Genomic DNA, 16,833 nt, shown 5'->3' with positions numbered 1-16,833 from the left:
CCGAATCCGCAATGTTGCTGCAGATTCGGTGTGATGGCAAGGGCTATGCCTGAGCCTTTTTACGGAGCCGATTGACGATTTTGACCAGGGCGTCGCTGAACTGCACGATGTCCATGGTGGTATTGAACGCCCCGAAGGACACGCGAATCGACTCGCTGATGCGCGGTGAGTCGGCGCCGTACATCGCCGTCAGCACGTGTGACGGCTCCAGCGACCCGGCCGTGCAGGCGGAGCCGCCGGAAATGGCAAAGCCGGCCAGATCCAGATTGGTCTGCAGCGCGTAAGTCGAAACGCCAGGCAGCCACAGGTTGAACACGTGATTGAGCGCATCCGGCTTCAGCGGCCCGTTGACCTTGAAGTCCACGTCTGCGGCCTTGAGCGCGTGCATGATCTGCTCCTTGAAACCGTAATACTTGGCCTGCCGGTCGCCTTTTTCCTGCGGCGTGATGAGGCGCACCGCCTCGGCAAAGCCGGCCACGGCTGGCGGGTTCTCGGTGCCGGCGCGGCGCTTCATTTCCTGCTCACCGCCGCGCAGAAACGGTGGGAAGTTGACGCCCTTGCGGCGGTACAGGAAGCCGATGCCCTTGGGCCCATTGATTTTGTGGGCGGAGACACTCAGCATGTCGACGTGCAGTGCGTCGACGTCGATGTCGAGCAGCCCGTACGCCTGGGTCGCGTCCGTGTGGAACCAGGCCTGGTGGTCGACCAGCCGCTCCCCGATTTGCTTGATCGGCATGCGCGAGCCCACCTCGTTATTGCCCATCATGATCGAAACCAGGATGGTGTCGTCATCCAGCGCGGCGTCAAAGTCGGCCAGACTGATCTCGCCTTCCTCGTTCACCGGCAAATAAGTCACCCTAAAGCCCTCTTTTTCAAGCTGGGCCATGGGCTTCAGTACACTGAGGTGCTCGATGGCCGTGGTGATGATGTGCTTGCCCAAGTTAGCCCGCGCGTGCGCCGTTTGCATAATGGCCGTGTTGTTGGCTTCGGTCGCCCCGCTGGTGATCACAATGTCATCGGGCTTGGCGTTGATACTTTTGGCCAAAACCGCCCGGCTGTCGTCCATGACGGCGTGTGCTTGCCGGCCGAACCAGTGCGTCGAGCTGGCATTGCCAAAATTGGCTTGCATTTGCGTGGTCATGGTCTCAATGACTTTTTTCGCCATCGGCGTGGTGGCCGCGTTATCGAGATAAACGTGATTCAACTCTGTCGCTCCTTACTTCAAGTTGTGAATGTACGCCAGCAGCATCGCCGCCGACCGCTTGCCCGCGTCAATGATGAAATCGTCAAAATTGACCGACGCGCTGTCATCCCCGTTGTCGCTCATCGCGCGGATGATGACAAATGGCGTGTGGAATTCATGCGCGACCTGGCCAACCGCGGCGCCTTCCATTTCGCTAGCTAAGGCGTCCGGGTACATGGCCAAAATGCGCTTGACGGCACTTTGACTCGACACAAACTCGTCGCCGGAAACGATCAGGCCGACGTGCGTGTTCAAATCAGTTTCATGCGCAGCTTGAGCAATTTCCTGGACGACTTGCTGGTCGGCGTCAAAATAAAGCGGCTGCTGCGGCAGCTGGCCCGGCTTGTAGCCAAACGCCGTCGCGTCCACGTCATGGTAGGCGACCTTGCTGGAAATCACGACGTCGCCGATGTTCAGGCCCTGGCCGATGCCGCCGGCGGAGCCCGTGTTGATCAAGACGTCCGGCTGGTACTGGCTGAGCAGCACGGTTGCGGTCATTCCCGCCTGCACCTTGCCGATGCCCGATTCCACCAGGGTGACCTCGGTGCCGTCAATCGTGCCGTGGTAATAATGCTGGCTGGCCACGACCCGCTCTTCTTGATTTGCCAGCTTGGGGAGCAGCGTGCGAATCTCCTCTTCCATCGCGCAAATAACGCCTATCTTCATTAACTTTCATCCCTTCTATTGTTCAAAAGCAGCTTACTTATTGTACGCCAGCCAGCCAAAAATTACAGCTTAAACAGCACCATCGCAACGACCAGCAGCAGCACTACAACGATGCCAATGGCCCAGTTGAGCCGCTTTTTCATGCTGTTGACCTTCTTAAAGGTCTGCTCGTCGAAATCGCCGCGGTGCGGGGCTCTCGGCGCCTTGCGCGGCTCGTGGGCCGCTTTGGCGTACTCACGCTCGGTTTCCACCCGCTTCTCGTCGCGTTTTTCGGCCTCGCGCTCGGCCTGCTTCTGCTGCTGACGGTACTCTTTACGGGTCAACTCAGGCATGGTGCACCTCCTGCAGCTCCCACAACGCCAGTCCCAGGGTGGTTTTGGCGTCACAGATCAGGCCATCAGCTTGGGCCTGCTTGGCCTCTTCCAGCGTCAGCCACTCACCGGTCACAAATTCTCCGACGTCCTGACTGCGCTGCTCGGCCGGCTTGTGCAGGTGCCGGGCGGAAAACAGGGTCGACTCGGCGTCGGAAAAACCGGCGCTTTGGTAAAAGTGGGTCAGGGGCGCCCACTCATCGGCGGCCAGCTGCGCCTCTTCATTCAGCTCGCGCTTAGCGGCTTCAAGTGGCGTCTCCCCCGGATTGATCTTGCCCGCGGGCAGCTCGAGGGTCTCCTGCGCAAGCGGCGTGCGCCACTGCCGGACAAACAGTGCCTTGTTCTGGCTTATCGCCAACACCCCGGCCGCGCCGGTCGTGTGAACCAGCACTCTTTTCGCCATGGTGTCATCCTCCAGTCTGACCGTGAGCTGGCTCAGCGTCAGTATCTGGTCTTGATAAATCTGCTGTCGTCCTTCGATTTTTTCCATCTGGGAGCCTTCCTTCTTGTCGCCTGGACAGGCGCATTCAATCCTATGATACCAATGGCCGGCGAGAATACCAACGCCTTAAGGAATCCTTCAGCAAAGTCCATCTCGAGGCTGATATTTGAGGCCTGATATTATGGTAAACTGAAGGCACGAAAGCATATTCAGGAAGTGAAAGACGTTGAAAAAAACAGAAAAGCGTATCCGCTGGGTGCGCGTCGGGCTCTGGGCCGCGGCCGGCCTGGTGATTGGCCTCTTGACCCAGCACCTGTGGGTCGGGCTGTTCGTCATGCTGGTCTTCGCCGGTGCCCGCCTGGTCGGCGAGTTGAGCCGGCCGGTGGAAAAGCCCGCCACACCGCCGATCACCCCAGACATGGCCGCCCATTACGCCGAATCCGGGCTGAGCGAAAGCGAGATCAACTTGTTCCGCGAAACTATGGACCAGGCCGCAGACGAGATCCACGAATTCGAGGCTATCGCCGACCGCGTGCCCAAAATCAAGACGATTGCCGTTAATGCCGACCTGCTCGACATCATGCACGCCTACTTCAAGGCCATCGTGCAGACCCCCAAGAAGCTGGGCGCAGCTGGACATTTTATCTATGAGCAGCTGCCAAACGTCTTGAGCATCGCGCAAAAATACGAGGCCATCACGCACCACGAGGTCAAGACCCAGGACACCTACGACGTGCTGACCACCGCGGCCAACACCCTGCGCGACCTGGCCGACACCATCAAGTCCGGCTACAGCGAGTTTGTGGAAAGCGACATCGACGATCTGGAAGCTGACATCGACTTGGCGAAAAAGCAGATCAAGCCGCGCCTTGCCGAATCGACCGAAACAGTCGACCGCGGCGTTCATTTGACACCGGAGCACGCCACCATCACACCAAAATCAGAAGAATCGGGGCAACAGCATGAGTGATGAAGAAGCAAAAACTACCGCACCATCAGCCGCAACCAGTACCGCCGCTGATTCAAACTTGGTCGCCGACCTCTTGAGTCAGCCTTTTGCCACCCAGGCCCCAAGCAGTTCGGCAACTGCCGCACCCGCCGCCACGGCTGCCGAGCACGCGGCGTCGAACCTGACCCCGGAGCAGGAAAAGCAGGCTCAGGACCTTGCAGCGCAGATCGACGTCAAGAACAATGACGGCGTGATGAGCTACGGCGCCCAGGCCCAGCAGCAGCTCGGCCAGTTTTCGCAGACAATGCTGGACAAGGTGCAAAGCCAGGACACCGGCGCTGTCGGCGACGCCCTCACCAGCTTGATGGCGCGGCTGAACGAAGCCAACCCGGATGAGCTGCGCGCCGAAAACAACAATGTCTTCAAGAAGCTGTTCGGCAAGGTTCGTCGCTCGATTTTTGAGATCACAGCCAAGTACCAGAAGATCGGTGCGCAAATCGACACGATCGCCGCGCGCCTGACCAAGGAGCAGCAAGGCTTGCTCAACGACAACAAGATGCTTGATGAACTGTACGCTCAGAACAAAGCTTACTTTGACGCGTTGAACATCTACATCGCTGCCGCCAAAATCAAGCAGGACGAGCTGCAAACCAAGACGATTCCTGCCGCTTTGGCCGAGGCCCAGGCGTCCGGCGACCAGATGAAGGTCCAGGAGGTCAACGACCTCAAGCAGTTTGAGAGCCGCCTGGAAAAACGCGCGTACGACTTGCAGCTGGCCCGCGAGATCACCTTGCAGCAGGCGCCGCAGATCCGCCTGATTCAAAACACGAACCAAGCCCTTGCGGAAAAAATTCAGGCCAGCGTCAATACAGCCATTCCACTGTGGAAGAACCAAGTCGCCATCGCCTTGACGCTGCTCCGGCAAAAAGATGCCGTCACCGCCCAGCGCCAGGTTTCCGAAACCACCAACGACCTGCTGAAGAAGAACTCGTCGATGCTGAAGATCTCGGCCGTCGAAACCGCCAAGGAAAACGAGCGCGGCGTGGTCGACATTGAGACTTTGACCCAAACGCAAAACGACTTGGTCGACACCTTGCAGCAGACCCTGCAGATTCAGCAGGAAGGCCGCGCCAAGCGGCAGGCCGCAGAGCAGGAACTCGGCAAGATGGAAGAAGACCTCAAGAACCACCTGCTCGATTACACCCATGGCAACATGAACCCGCAAAATCCGCGGGCTTAACCGCTTCTATCAACCAGTCGCTCAGGCGGCTGGTTTTTTCGTGCGCCGACGCAAAAAACCGCACTGCCCAAAATCAGGCAGTACGGTCAAATCCAACACTGATTAAGCTAACACCACCACGTGTTTGCCGACAAAGCGGCCAGACTCCAAGTTGGCATGGGCCTCACCGACTGCTGAAAGCCCACGATAGACCTTGGCAATTGGGACGGTCAGCTTGCCCTCTTTGACCGCAGCAAGGACTTGGTTGAAGATCTTGGCCGGCAGGTCTTTGGCCTCACCGGCATAACTGGTCAAGAACTTGCCGCTGGGGATCATGAACGGTGAGAAGCGCTCGATTTCCCAGCCGCCGCCAAGTCCGCCAGTGAAGCAGAGTTTACCAGCTGGTTTGACTGCGCTAAAGGTGTCCGCCAGCGTCGTGGTGCCGACCAGCTCAAGCGCCTTAGCCACGCCGTCAGGAAGTACGTCGTGCACCTGGGCGGCAATGTGGCCGTCGTCGATCAGCACATGGTCTGCACCCATGGCCGTTAGTTTGGCCACCTTGCCTTGACTGCGCGTCGTGGCAAGCACGGTCGCCCCCAGCATTTTAGCCAGACCGATGCTCATGAGCCCGACGGTTGACGAGCCACCGCGAATCAGCACGGTGTCGCCGGCCGTTAGGTTTAGCCCCTTGTTCAGCGAGCCGTAACTGGTCTGCAGCATTTCCGGCAGGGCGCCAACAACGTCCCAGTCAAGGTCAGTCTCCAGCGGAATCATTGCCGCATGCGGCACCAGGCAATACTCGGCGTAAGAGCCGTCAATCGCCCGGCCGAGGCCGTCCATCATCATCGCCACTTTCTGGCCGCGCTGATACGGTGAGTCGGCAGCTGGCGTGTCAATCACGCCTGTGCCTTCAATGCCCAAGATCCGCGGAAACTGGAAATCGCCATCGGATTCGCCCTTGCGGCTGGTGACTTCCGACTCATTCACCCCAAAGGCCTTGACCTGCACCACGTCAAACCCGGCCTTGACCTCAGGCTTTGGCACCTCTACAGGTTTCAGCGCACTGGCCTCACACGGACCGGTTAATTGAATTGCTTGCATATTCGTTTCCTCCTTGGTTGTCTAATTGAATCGCGTTTCAGGTTTCTGTCAGGCCAGCGCGTACTCGAGCCAGCCGTACGGCGTTGCGCCTTGCGCCACCACCGCGTCGTGGTCATTGATCTGCCACAGCTGTGTACTCGGGTGCAGCCCGGCGGTCTGGCAGAACTGGTTCAGTTCGTTCAGCCCGCGGGTGATCCCGTCCAGGGTGTTGGCGACGCGCACGCGTACATACCGACCCGCCGGCTTTTTGATCAGCGGCAGCAAGGTTTCGTTCGACTTGCCTTGCGTTTCTTTTAGAATCCGAAACGACGCGTCCATGTAACCGGCGGGATCATCGACTGGCAAATCGGTTAAATACCCCGAGGTGGCCGTGTTCATCAGCGCCAGCGAATCCAGCTCCTGATAAAACTCTGAAAACAGCTGGGCCACCTCTTCTTCGGTGCAGTCCACCGCTTTGCGCGAGCACCAGAATGTGGCGGGCTTCAGCGTCGCCACCACCGGCGCATACAATTTACCGGCCGGCGCCTTGCCAGGCCGCGTCAGCCGCTGCTGAATCACCGCCTGCACGCGCTGCAGATCCTCGATTTGACTGGTGATTTTGGCCTGAGCGGCCTGCAGCTGCGGGATGGCCTGCCGGTTGTCGGCGGACCTGATGGCCTTGATCTGTTCAAGCGAGAGCCCGATGTGGCGCAGACCAAGAATCGTCATCAGGTCGTACAGCTGCTGGTACTCATAGTAGCGGTACCCGGTGTCGCTCACCTTGGCCGGCTTACAGAGCCCCTGCTCATCGTAAAAGATCAGGGTTCGTCTGGTGGTATTGGCTAACTTGGCCATTTCACTAATTTTAAGCATCGCACTGTCCTTTGGGTTGACTGTCACGTGACGGTATGGTTTATAACTAGTGTAGCACAGTGATTCAGGCCGGTATTCTGCCTTGACACTGCCGCCGACAACCTTAGGGTAAACTGTGACGCGGCGTGACAGTCAAGCTATTTTTCATCAGTAATTGCCAACTGGGTTGCGCAACTCGCCACCGTAATGACCACCTGAAAGAAGGATTCTTATGACCACCTTACAAGACTCGATTCAAGACACGATTTTTCACAACCGCCAACCCGACGCCAAAAAGCTGGCCGCATATGGTTTCAAGCAGGCCGGAACCACCTGGCGCTATCAAACCGACTTGGTCCCGGGCTTCAGCCTCACCGTCAACATCGATGGGGACACCATCACCAGCCCGGTCACCGACCAGGAGTCCGGCGACTTGTACACCCTTCACCTGGACCCAGCCAACTCGGGGATGTTCATCGGCCAGATCCGCGGGGCCTACATTGCGGCGTTGACGGCGATCTCAAAGGACTGCTTCGTGCCGACCATGTTTGACGCCGGGCAGATGAAAAAAGTCACCGCGGCCATCGGCGAGACCTTCGATGAACAGCCCGAATACCTGTGGAAGCAATTTCCCAATAACGCGATCATTCGCCGCAGCGACAACCGCAAGTGGTACGCCTTGATGGTCAAGGTCACCCCGGACAAGGTAGGCTTGACCGGCGATGACCCCATCGACCTGCTGGTGCTGCGCGCAACGCCCCAGACGATTCAGGCCCAGCTCAAAAATGGCCAGGCGCTGCCCGCGTATCACATGAATAAACAGCACTGGCTGTCCTACCAGCTGGATGTCGGCACGCCACTGGAAACGCTGATGGCTCGCGTCAAAACCAGTCGCGACTTGGCCAAATAATCAACCGAACGCAAACGAAAGTAGGACAAAATTGCCTAGTCGCGTTCCATCAAGCAACGCCCAAGCGCACAAGCGCCTCTGCACCGCGATTCTAAAAACGAATCGTGGCACAGAGGCGCTTGTGCTTTGGGCTAAACCCGCTTGATGTCTCAGCCTCTTTTTTGCGTTATTTACGCATCGTGATCATCCGATAAGCGGTGAGTGCCACAGTGATGGCACACATCACCACCGCCACACTGAAGGCAACGTGCATGCCGTTGATGAATAGTTGCGGCTGGCTGGCGACAAACGTCGTCACCTTGCGCCCGGCCTCCCGGCTCATCGCCGCGTACAGCACCGTGGTCGACGCGGAGATGCCTACGACCATCCCCATGTTGCGCGCCAGCGCGTTCAGGCCCCCGGCGATCCCCAAGTCCTTAGGTTCGACCGCTGACATGACCAGCGTGTTGTTGGGCGACTGGAATGCACCGTTGCCAAACCCCATCACGGCAATGATCACGCAAACCAGCAGCCACGGGGTGGTCAGGCTCAGCGTGACGTACCCGACCTGGACGACCAAAATCACCAGCAGACCCACCAGCGTGATGACATACGGCCCGATTTTGTCTGACAGCGAGCCCGACAGCGGCGCGACGATCACCTGCACGATTGGGAACAGCATCAGCATGTACCCGGCCGTCGTCGCCGAAAGCCCGCGTGCATTTTCTAGGTAAAACGGGGAAATTACGTTAAAGAAGAAATTGGTGACGAAAATTAGAAAACCGGCGAACAGCGAGATGGTGAACTCCTTGTTGGCAAACAGCGACAGTGCCAGCATCGGTTCTGCGGTGTGCTGCTCGATGTAAATAAACGCGGCAAAGGCAATGATCGCCACCGCAAACATTGCCAGGATGACGGGCTTCGTAAACCCAATCTCCTGGCCGATGAAAATTCCGGCAAACAGCGGCACGATGAACAGCGCAAAGGCCACAAACCCGGGCCAATCAATTTTAGACTGGCTGTGCTCGATGTCCTTGGGGAACACCACCTGACCCACGATCATGGCCAGGATGCCGAGTGGGACGTTGATCCAGAAAATGTAGCCCCATGGCAGCACCCCGAGAATCAGGCCGCCGAGCCCTGGGCCGGCGATCGACCCCACGGCCACAAACGAGCCAATCATGCCAAGCGCCCGCCCGCGCTCCTGGAACGGAAAGACTTCGGTCACAATCCCGTTACTGTTGGCCATGGTCATCGACGCGCCAAGGGCCTGCACGACCCGCGCCGCCAGCAGCATCACAAATGAGTGGTTGAACCCGGCAAACAGCGAGCCGATGGTGAACAGCACCTCACCCATACGAAAGATGCGAATTTTACCGAAAATGTCGCCCAGCTTGCCCATGAGCAGCAGCAGCGCGCAAATCACGATCAGGTAAATGGACACGGTCCACTCGGCCTGGTTCATCGGCAGGTGCATGTCCTTTGAGATGACCGGCAGTGCAATGTTCACGATGGAAGCGTCCAGCGTGGACATGATGGTGAACATGCCGACGGCGGTCATGATCCACCAGCGATTTTTCTGAACGTGCGGATCGTCGACGTAATTTTTCATGGCGGCCTCCATTGCCCGAATTTGTCCCTTTTATTATATGGTCTCAATTTCTGAAAGACAAACGTCAGTACTGACGATATTTACGTAACCGGTGCAGTGTCTTTACACCGGATACCTAACAATTACACCCAGTGCGAAAGGCTTTTACACTCACCGCGTATGCTTGAGTCATTCCATTAGGGGAGGAAATATTCATGAAAAAAGGTTCACTTTTGAAAAAAGGTTCACTACTGGTCACCGTCGGGGTCGTGCTGCTGCTCGCCGCCTGCGGGGCCAAGCAAAGCGGCAGCGCGGCCAAGCCGTCAACCGCCAAGGCCGCCGATTCCAGCAAGATCATGGCCGTTGGGTCCACAGCCCTGCAGCCGCTGGTCGAACAGGCCGCGGCGCAGTATCAGGAGAAGACACCAGGCACCAGCATCACCGTCCAGGGCGGCGGCTCGGGCGCCGGCCTGTCGCAGGTTCAATCCGGCGCGGTGACCATCGGCAACTCCGACATCTTCGCCCAGCAGCAAAAAGGCATCGCGGCAACCAAGCTAGTCGATCACCAGGTCGCCGTTGTCGGCATGGCACCGGTCGTCAACCCGGACACGAAGATCACGAACCTCAGCTCACAGCAGCTGGTCGATATCTTCACCGGTAAGGTCACCAACTGGAAGCAGGTGGGTGGCGCCGACAAGGCTATCGTGTTGATCAACCGTGCGCAGGGTTCCGGAACCCGGGCCACCTTCGAGCAGTTCGCCCTCAAGACCGACAAGGTCAAAACCGCGCAGGAACAAGATTCCAGCGGCACCGTCCAGAAGATGGTCTCAAGCACCCCTGGCGCCATCTCCTACCTCGCCTTTTCCGCGATTAAGGACGGCGTGACCGCGGTGGCCCTCAACAACGTCAAGCCCACCGACGCGAACGTCACCACCAACGCCTGGCCGGTGTGGGCATACGAGCACATGTACACCAAGGGCTCGCCGAACGCCGCCACCGCCAAGTTCATCAACTACATCCAAAGCAAAGCGGTACAAAACACGTTGGTTAAGAAAATGGGTTACATCCCAGTCGTTGACATGAAAGTGGCCCGCACCCACGATGGGACCATCGAAGACAAGTAACCGACTCACTCGGCACTGACCCTTGCGGCCAGTGCTTTTTTCATGCTCGCAGCATGGACGCCAGGCAGTGAAAAGCATAAGATTATCTATGCATGATTTTTTCATGACGCTAATTGAGAGAATGTCGTTTATGTCGAAAAGTAACATCAGACTCGTCACCGTCGCCCTTCTGCTGTCCAATGTGATGTCAGGAATCGACAGCACCATCGTCAACACCGCCTTGCCCGCCATCATAGCGGACCTGCACGGGCTGCAGCTGATGGCTTGGATCGTCGCGGTATTTCTGCTTGGCACCGCTGTGTCCACCCTGCTGTGGAGCAAGCTTGGCCAGCGGACCGCCTATAAGTTCGCCTACCAGCTCGCGGCGTTGACCTTTGTGGTCGGCTCCCTGCTGCAAGGCCTGTCACCCAACATCTGGGTGCTGATCATCACGCGCGGAATCGCCGGCATCGGCAATGGGGGCATGATTTCACTGCCATACATCATGTTCGCCGATCTGTATCCGAACGTCCGCGACCGCATGAAAACCTTGGGCCTGGTTTCCGGCTTCTACAGCTTTGCCACCATCATCGGCCCACTGGTCGGCGGGTTCCTGGTCGATACACTGTCGTGGCACTGGATTTTCTACATTAACGTGCCGATCGGCCTGCTGTCGATCCTGCTGGTGCAAATTTACTACAAGGTGCCCCGCAGCGCCGCCGTCGATGCGCCGCTGGACGTGCGCGGCAGCCTCGCCTTGGTCGTGCTCTTGGTCAGCCTGCTGGGCGCCATCGAACTGATCGGCATGGTCAAGTTGCCGGTCATCCTCGCTTTGGTGGTGCTGGCGGTCTTGGCCATGGCGCTGCTGCTGCGTGCCGAAAAGCACGCCGCAGACCCTGTCATCCCCTTGCGGCTGTTTCGCAATTTTCCCCTGGTGATGGATTTTCTGCTGTTCACTCTGATTTGGGGCGCCTTCGTCTCGTTTCTGACCTACGCGCCGATGTGGGCGCAGGGGCTGCTTGGCACGACGGCACTGCTCGGCGGCGCCACCCAGATCCCGGCGGCGTTCACCAATGTCGCCGGCTCGGAATCGGTCCCAATGATGCGCCGCCGCTACACGCCGCACCAGGTGCTGACGTTTAACATTTTGATGCTGACCATCAGTTTCGTGCTGATGGCCGTCCTGAACGTCCACGCGCCGTTTTGGCTGCTGCTGGTGGCCGGCGCATTTGAAGGCTGGGGTAACGGCGCCTGCTTCAACGAGCTGCAGGTCAAAGTCCAAGTCGACGCGGAAAAACAGGACGTGTCGGTTGCCACGTCGTTCAGTTTTCTGATTCGCATGCTTAGCCAGACCTTCACCGTGGCCATTTTTGGCCTGCTGATGAACCAGCAGCTGGCCAAAGGGGTGGCCGCCCACCCCGGCATCACCATGGCCATGATGAACAAGCTGAGTGACTCCAACAGCGCCGCCAGCCTGCCCAACCATCTGCTGCCGGCGATGCGCCAGATTCTCTTCAGCGGCTTGCACAACATCATGCTGTTGGCCCTGGCGCTCATGCTGATCTCGCTGGCGCTGAACTTCTACGCCCAGCACAAAGAGGCCAAGCTGGCCGCGCCACTTCAATAATTTCCCGAATAAATTGCAAGAGGCAGCGCACTTTAAAGGTGCACTGCCTCTTTTATTATCCGGTAACAAGTGGCCGCAGGTGGGGTATCACCGCACTCGCCTCAGCGATTGCGGTAATACTTGCGAACATAATTCAACTGACGCAAAAACAGAAAACGGCGGCGTTTTGCGTTGTGATCCGCCGGGTAAAACAGCGGGTTGACCCAGTGTTTGCCGCTGATCAGCTGGTTGATTTCCTGATGCAGCGCCGGCGACTTCACGAAATGCCGCAACACAAATTTTGGCACAAGGCTGTATAGAAAGTCGCCCTTCGCCAGCACCCGCGGCTTGGTCTCGCCTTTGATGCAATCATCAACCAGGTTACGAGCCAAGTTTTGCCCCAGCCCAGTGATGTAGTAGCTGGCCCGGCCTTGCCGCGTGTTTGCCTCAAAAATTTTGATCTGGCCGTCGCGCGGATCGCGCTTCATGTCGAAATTGGCGTACCCGGCGTAGCCGACTGCCTCGAGAAAGTCCGCCAGCTGGTTCATGAGGGCGGCGTCAAAGCGGGCGATCAGCGCGGTGTAATTGCCGATGGCAGTACGGTCGTGCTCTTGCAGCACGACCTGGGCCAGGCTGACCATCCGGGCGTGGTGCTGACGATCCACATAAACCACACTGTCCCACAGCGCGTCATCGGCGCCAGGAATGTACTCCTGAATCAGCACCGACTCGCTGTACCCATTGGCATTCAGCAGCGTCAGCACGCGCTCCAGCGCCGTGCGGTCGACACACTTGAAGACTTTTTCCTTGCCGGCAAAGTGCATGTACATGTACTTGACGGTGTCATTGGGCTTCACGATTACGGGGTAACGCAGCCCGCGGTCGTCAAACTCGGGTGCCGGGTCGCTGCAAAGCGCTGTCTTTGTGACCGGGTGCGGGATCCCGTACTGATCGCAGAGCTGATAAAAATCGGCCTTATGCTGAAACTTGTTCAGCAGATTCAGGGTTGGGTAGTTAAACCGATAAGCGGGCTGAAGCGCGGCCGCGTTTTCAACGATCAGCCTTACGTATGCGTCATTGGTGCCAATTAGGAGCAGCGGCTTACCCACGTGGCGCTTGGCAAAATCCAGCAAGATCGGGGTAAAGCGGCCCGGTTTGCGCAGGTCATCGTGATACTCGATCTGGGTCGTGATGTCGCTCCATTCGGTAAAAGATAGCGGCGCCTGGCCGATGACCCAGGGCGTGATGCCGTACTCCTGATGAAACGAGATCGCCATCGTGTACGCGTTGATATCCGTGCCGACAATGACTGGGACAAAAGTATTTTCCATGTTTAAGCTCACCTATTGAGTAAAATCAGATTTTGAATCGATTGCTGACGCGCATGCAAGTCAAGGGGTCGCCCCGCTCGCTGCGCCATGGGTTTCCGTGCAGCCAAAAATGATTAGCAAACGCATTATACGACACCCGCCGCGAAACCTCACGAGAATCAAAACAGCGCCGGCTGGGCATCTTCAAACTCTGCCCCAGTCGGCGCTGCACGTTAATTGCCGTACGTTGAATCCTCAATCACCTCGACGTTAGCGGCCTGGGGGCCCTTAGCGCCTTGAATGATCACAAACTTGACCTTTTGCCCGGCCTTCAGCGACTTGAAGCCACCGCCGATGATGGCGGAAAAATGCACGTACACATCCTTGGGCAGGTCTGGGTCACTGGGCTCGATGAACCCGTAGCCCTGCTTTTCGTTGAAGAGCCGCACGCGTCCTTCCATGGCTAGGCCTCAAAGCCGTTTTCAACGGCTTCCGGGAAGTTCTCGGCGACAATCTTTGCACAGCGGCCGCACAGCGTCGGGAAGCGCTTGTCGGCCCCGACGTCGGTGGTGATCATCCGGCAGCGCTGGCAAACGTCCCCTTGCGCATGCTCAACCAGAATATCAGCATCGTCAAAGTGCACAGCGCCTTCAGGGACGCTGGCGCCCTCTGCTGCCACGGCGAACCCGCTGGTGATCAGCAGCTGCATGACATTGGCGTCCAAGCCAGCCAGCAGCGAGCGGACACTGTTTTGCGGGTAGACGGTCACGGCCGCTTCCATGGACTTGCCGATCAGCTTAGCGTCGCGGGCCATTTCCAGACTCTTTTGCACCTCAGCGCGGAAGCTCATGAAGGCACTCCACTGCTTGAGTAAGTCATCTTGACCAGCAAAATCCTGGGCCTCAGGCATGTTGCTGAGTGCAGCATATTGCTCCGGCTGACGCAGGTACGGCCAGATTTCCTCGGCGGTGTGCGACAGGATTGGGGTCAGCAGTTTAGTCAGGTCAAGCAAGGCGTCAAACATCACCGTCTGCATGCGCCGGCGAGCCAAACTCTTTTCGGCCTCGATGTACACAACGTCCTTGGCAAAATCCAGGTAGAACGCAGACAGGTCGTTGACCAAGAAACTGGAGATGGTCTTTTCAACGGTGGCGAAATCGTACTTGTCGTACGCAGCCTTCGCCGTCTTGATAACCTGGTTCAGGCGGACCATCATGTACTGATCCACGCTGCCAAGCTGATCGTACGCCACGGTGTCGGCCTTTTCGTCAAAATCGGCCGTGTTAGCGATCATGAACCGCAGGGTGTTACGAATCTTGCGGTAGGCTTCAGAGGTCTGCGCAAAATTATCCATCGAGACGCGCACATCCGACGAAGAGTCGACGGTAGCGGCCCAGAGGCGGATGATTTCGGCGCCGTACTGGTTCTCGACTTTGTCTGGGGCAATCGTGTTGCCCAGAGACTTGGACATCTTCCGGCCTTCGCCATCGAGGGTGAAGCCCTGCGACAGCACCTGCTTGTATGGCGCGACGCCGTTGACCGCCACACTGGTGATCAAACTAGAGTTGAACCACCCGCGATACTGGTCGGAGCCTTCGAGATACAGGTCGGTCGGGTACTCAAGTTCCGGCCGGGCTTCGGCAACACCTGCCCAGCTGGAACCGGAATCGAACCAGACATCCATGATGTCAGTTTCCTTAGTGAACTTACCGTTTGGTGAGTGCACGTTGGTGTACCCTTCCGGCAGCAGGTCCTTGGCCTTGCGCTGCGACCACACAATCGAGCCGTACTGGCCGAACAGGTCCGCCACGTGATCGATGGTTGCCTTTTCAAGAATTGGGGTGCCATCTTCGGCATAGAAAATCGGCAGTGGCACGCCCCAGGCCCGCTGGCGGGAAATGACCCAGTCGCCGCGGTCGCGGATCATGTTGTACAGCCGCGTCTTGCCCCAGCTCGGGGTGAAGGACACGTTGTCGATGGCGTCAAGGATCTGCTGGCGGAATGCTTCAACCGAGGCAAACCACTGCGTCGTCGCCCGGAAAATGACGGGCTTTTTGGTCCGCCAGTCGTGCGGGTACGAGTGAGTGAAGAAGTCGAGCTTCAGCAGGGCGCCTTTTTCCTCGAGAGCCTTAGTGACCATTGGATTGGCCTTGTCGTAAAAGACGCCTTCAAAGCCTGGCGCGTCCTTGGTCATGAAGCCTTTCTCGTCGACGACTGAAACCACTGGCAAGTCATAATTCATGCCAGCCTTATAGTCATCTTCACCATGTCCCGGCGCGGTGTGGACCAAGCCGGTCCCTGAATCCAGGGTGACATGGTCGCCCAAAATCACAAGGCTGTCGCGATCATACAGCGGGTGCTTGGCCACCATGCGCTCCATGTCTTTGCCGGAGAACGTCTTCAGCACGGCCACGTCGTTCCAGCCAAGGGCCTCCTTGACCACCTGCAGTCGTTCAGAGGCAACCACAAACTTCTTGCCATCGGCTTCGACCTGCGCGTACTCAAAGCGTGGATTGACCGCGATGCCCTGGTTGGCCGGAATGGTCCACGGGGTGGTGGTCCAAATAATGAAGCTCGTGTCGGTGCCGATGATGCCCTTGCCGTCCTTAACTGGGAAGGCCACGTAAATCGAGGGCGACTTGACGTCGTGATACTCGATCTCGGCTTCCGCTAAGGTCGACTCGGAGGACCAAGACCAGTAGACGGGCTTCAAGCCGTGATAGATATAGCCTTTTTCGGCCATGGCGCCAAAGACCCGAATCTCCTGCTCCTCAAACTTCGGCTGCAGGGTGATGTATGGGTGATCCCAGTCGCCGAGCACGCCAAGGCGCTTGAAGTCAGTCCGCTGCTTCTCAATTTCCTTCATCGCAAACTGGCGGCAGAGCTCGCGATACTCGTCCATCGCCATTTCTTTACGGTGCACGCCCTTCTTGGCCAGCTGCTGCTCGATTGGCAGACCGTGTGTATCCCAGCCGGGCACATACGGTGCGCGGAAACCGTTCATCGACTTGTAGCGCACGATGATGTCCTTGGAGATCTTATTGAGCGCGTGGCCCATATGAATATTCCCGTTTGCAAACGGGGGTCCATCATGCAGAATGAAGGCCGGCTTGCCCTCATTGAGCTTCTGGCGCATTTCGTAGAGGTGGTTTTCTTCCCACGCCGCCTGCATCTTCGGTTCCTTGTTCGGCAGCCCCGCCCGCATCTTAAAGTCGGTGTGGCCGAGGTTCAACGTATCTTTGACTTTCATGACTGCTCCTTTTCTGAATCTGTCTCATCCTGCTGAAACTTGATTGGGTGCGAAGGCCACGGACCTTCACACCATAAAAAAACACCCGTCCTATCAATAGGACGAGCGTGCTCGTGGTACCACCTAAGTTCGAAGCAAAAGGTTTTGCTTCCTCTAGTTGACCCAATAACGGTGGTCATCCGTCGAAGTTACCTCCGACTTACCTGAACTGATACCGTCAAGCGACTGGCACCGGGCTTGCACCCTCCCCGGCTCGCTGCTG

At 57.8% G+C, this 16,833-nt stretch carries 15 protein-coding genes; 5 read left to right on the top strand and 10 right to left on the bottom strand.

The genetic code is table 11. The features are described 5' to 3' along the window. Nucleotides 1–43: 43 nt before the first annotated feature. From JUE30_RS03280 to JUE30_RS03265, 4 genes are all read right to left on the bottom strand, one after another. A complete protein-coding gene (locus JUE30_RS03280; RefSeq protein ID WP_203623599.1) occupies nucleotides 44–1,204 on the bottom strand; it encodes a cysteine desulfurase family protein in 1,161 nt (386 codons plus the stop codon). A gap of 12 nt (nucleotides 1,205–1,216) precedes the next feature. Further along, complete coding sequence (locus JUE30_RS03275) at nucleotides 1,217–1,909, bottom strand: 5'-methylthioadenosine/adenosylhomocysteine nucleosidase (RefSeq protein WP_203623598.1); 693 nt, start codon at nucleotides 1,907–1,909, stop codon at nucleotides 1,217–1,219. A 62-nt stretch (nucleotides 1,910–1,971) separates the two neighbouring features. Next, a complete protein-coding gene (locus tag JUE30_RS03270; protein ID WP_203623597.1) occupies nucleotides 1,972–2,241 on the bottom strand; it encodes a hypothetical protein in 270 nt (89 codons plus the stop codon). Beyond that, complete coding sequence (locus JUE30_RS03265; RefSeq protein WP_203623596.1) at nucleotides 2,234–2,770, bottom strand: NUDIX hydrolase; 537 nt, start codon at nucleotides 2,768–2,770, stop codon at nucleotides 2,234–2,236. The genes JUE30_RS03270 and JUE30_RS03265 overlap by 8 nt, the downstream gene beginning before the upstream one ends. A 178-nt stretch (nucleotides 2,771–2,948) precedes the next feature. Here JUE30_RS03265 and JUE30_RS03260 point away from each other — a divergent pair, with 178 nt between their 5' ends. Both JUE30_RS03260 and JUE30_RS03255 read left to right on the top strand, forming a co-directional pair. Then, complete coding sequence (locus tag JUE30_RS03260) at nucleotides 2,949–3,692, top strand: 5-bromo-4-chloroindolyl phosphate hydrolysis family protein (protein ID WP_203623595.1); 744 nt, start codon at nucleotides 2,949–2,951, stop codon at nucleotides 3,690–3,692. Then, on the top strand, nucleotides 3,685–4,911 hold the full coding sequence (locus JUE30_RS03255) for a toxic anion resistance protein (protein ID WP_125755488.1): 1,227 nt from the start codon (nucleotides 3,685–3,687) through the stop codon (nucleotides 4,909–4,911). Before JUE30_RS03260 ends, JUE30_RS03255 begins: the two co-directional genes overlap by 8 nt. Nucleotides 4,912–5,013: 102 nt before the next feature. Here JUE30_RS03255 and JUE30_RS03250 read toward each other — a convergent pair whose 3' ends face one another. Then, the gene (locus JUE30_RS03250; RefSeq protein WP_203623594.1) at nucleotides 5,014–5,991 is read right to left on the bottom strand and encodes a zinc-binding dehydrogenase; all 978 of its coding nucleotides are present in this window, start codon (nucleotides 5,989–5,991) and stop codon (nucleotides 5,014–5,016) included. Nucleotides 5,992–6,039: 48 nt separating this feature from the next. Further along, on the bottom strand, nucleotides 6,040–6,843 hold the full coding sequence (locus JUE30_RS03245) for a MerR family transcriptional regulator (protein WP_203623593.1): 804 nt from the start codon (nucleotides 6,841–6,843) through the stop codon (nucleotides 6,040–6,042). A 211-nt stretch (nucleotides 6,844–7,054) separates the two neighbouring features. Between JUE30_RS03245 and JUE30_RS03240 the strand changes: the two genes are divergently transcribed. Continuing rightward, on the top strand, nucleotides 7,055–7,732 hold the full coding sequence (locus JUE30_RS03240; RefSeq protein WP_125755493.1) for an MmcQ/YjbR family DNA-binding protein: 678 nt from the start codon (nucleotides 7,055–7,057) through the stop codon (nucleotides 7,730–7,732). Nucleotides 7,733–7,898: 166 nt separating this feature from the next. Here JUE30_RS03240 and JUE30_RS03235 read toward each other — a convergent pair whose 3' ends face one another. Continuing rightward, nucleotides 7,899–9,323 (bottom strand): MFS transporter, encoded by a 1,425-nt coding sequence (locus JUE30_RS03235; protein ID WP_203623592.1) that lies wholly within the window; start codon nucleotides 9,321–9,323, stop codon nucleotides 7,899–7,901. A gap of 194 nt (nucleotides 9,324–9,517) precedes the next feature. Between JUE30_RS03235 and JUE30_RS03230 the strand changes: the two genes are divergently transcribed. Together JUE30_RS03230 and JUE30_RS03225 are read left to right on the top strand one after the other, a co-directional pair. After that, the gene (locus tag JUE30_RS03230; RefSeq protein WP_203623591.1) at nucleotides 9,518–10,426 is read left to right on the top strand and encodes a phosphate ABC transporter substrate-binding protein; all 909 of its coding nucleotides are present in this window, start codon (nucleotides 9,518–9,520) and stop codon (nucleotides 10,424–10,426) included. A 130-nt stretch (nucleotides 10,427–10,556) separates the two neighbouring features. After that, nucleotides 10,557–12,032, top strand: coding sequence for an MFS transporter (locus JUE30_RS03225; RefSeq protein WP_203623590.1), 1,476 nt, complete (start codon nucleotides 10,557–10,559; stop codon nucleotides 12,030–12,032). A 101-nt stretch (nucleotides 12,033–12,133) separates the two neighbouring features. On the opposite strand, the gene JUE30_RS03220 is transcribed toward JUE30_RS03225, so the two are convergent. From JUE30_RS03220 to ileS, 3 genes are all read right to left on the bottom strand, one after another. Further along, a complete protein-coding gene (locus JUE30_RS03220) occupies nucleotides 12,134–13,342 on the bottom strand; it encodes a hypothetical protein (RefSeq protein WP_203623589.1) in 1,209 nt (402 codons plus the stop codon). Between the two features lie 212 nt (nucleotides 13,343–13,554). Further along, a complete protein-coding gene (locus tag JUE30_RS03215; RefSeq protein WP_125755501.1) occupies nucleotides 13,555–13,782 on the bottom strand; it encodes a cold shock domain-containing protein in 228 nt (75 codons plus the stop codon). Nucleotides 13,783–13,784: 2 nt separating this feature from the next. Continuing rightward, the gene (gene ileS / locus JUE30_RS03210) at nucleotides 13,785–16,571 is read right to left on the bottom strand and encodes an isoleucine--tRNA ligase (protein ID WP_203623588.1); all 2,787 of its coding nucleotides are present in this window, start codon (nucleotides 16,569–16,571) and stop codon (nucleotides 13,785–13,787) included. Nucleotides 16,572–16,833 lie beyond the last annotated feature (262 nt).

This window comes from Lacticaseibacillus sp. 866-1 (assembly GCF_016861825.1).
Taxonomy (GTDB): Bacteria; Bacillota; Bacilli; order Lactobacillales; family Lactobacillaceae; genus Lacticaseibacillus.
Note: the sequence above shows the minus strand (reverse complement) of the source record. Positions and strands in the feature narration are given on the sequence as shown.

Excerpts from the sequence above, each read along its gene's own strand:
- JUE30_RS03275 (WP_203623598.1), bottom strand. The coding sequence starts at position 1,909 with ATGAAGATAGGCGTTATTTGCGCGATGGAAGAGGAGATTCGCACGCTG.
- JUE30_RS03270 (WP_203623597.1), bottom strand. The coding sequence starts at position 2,241 with ATGCCTGAGTTGACCCGTAAAGAGTACCGTCAGCAGCAGAAGCAGGCC.
- JUE30_RS03265 (WP_203623596.1), bottom strand. The coding sequence starts at position 2,770 with ATGGAAAAAATCGAAGGACGACAGCAGATTTATCAAGACCAGATACTG.
- JUE30_RS03255 (WP_125755488.1), top strand. The coding sequence starts at position 3,685 with ATGAGTGATGAAGAAGCAAAAACTACCGCACCATCAGCCGCAACCAGT.
- JUE30_RS03250 (WP_203623594.1), bottom strand. The coding sequence starts at position 5,991 with ATGCAAGCAATTCAATTAACCGGTCCGTGTGAGGCCAGTGCGCTGAAA.
- JUE30_RS03245 (WP_203623593.1), bottom strand. The coding sequence starts at position 6,843 with ATGCTTAAAATTAGTGAAATGGCCAAGTTAGCCAATACCACCAGACGA.
- JUE30_RS03240 (WP_125755493.1), top strand. The coding sequence starts at position 7,055 with ATGACCACCTTACAAGACTCGATTCAAGACACGATTTTTCACAACCGC.
- JUE30_RS03235 (WP_203623592.1), bottom strand. The coding sequence starts at position 9,323 with ATGAAAAATTACGTCGACGATCCGCACGTTCAGAAAAATCGCTGGTGG.
- JUE30_RS03230 (WP_203623591.1), top strand. The coding sequence starts at position 9,518 with ATGAAAAAAGGTTCACTTTTGAAAAAAGGTTCACTACTGGTCACCGTC.
- JUE30_RS03225 (WP_203623590.1), top strand. The coding sequence starts at position 10,557 with ATGTCGAAAAGTAACATCAGACTCGTCACCGTCGCCCTTCTGCTGTCC.
- JUE30_RS03220 (WP_203623589.1), bottom strand. The coding sequence starts at position 13,342 with ATGGAAAATACTTTTGTCCCAGTCATTGTCGGCACGGATATCAACGCG.
- JUE30_RS03215 (WP_125755501.1), bottom strand. The coding sequence starts at position 13,782 with ATGGAAGGACGCGTGCGGCTCTTCAACGAAAAGCAGGGCTACGGGTTC.
- ileS (WP_203623588.1), bottom strand. The coding sequence starts at position 16,571 with ATGAAAGTCAAAGATACGTTGAACCTCGGCCACACCGACTTTAAGATG.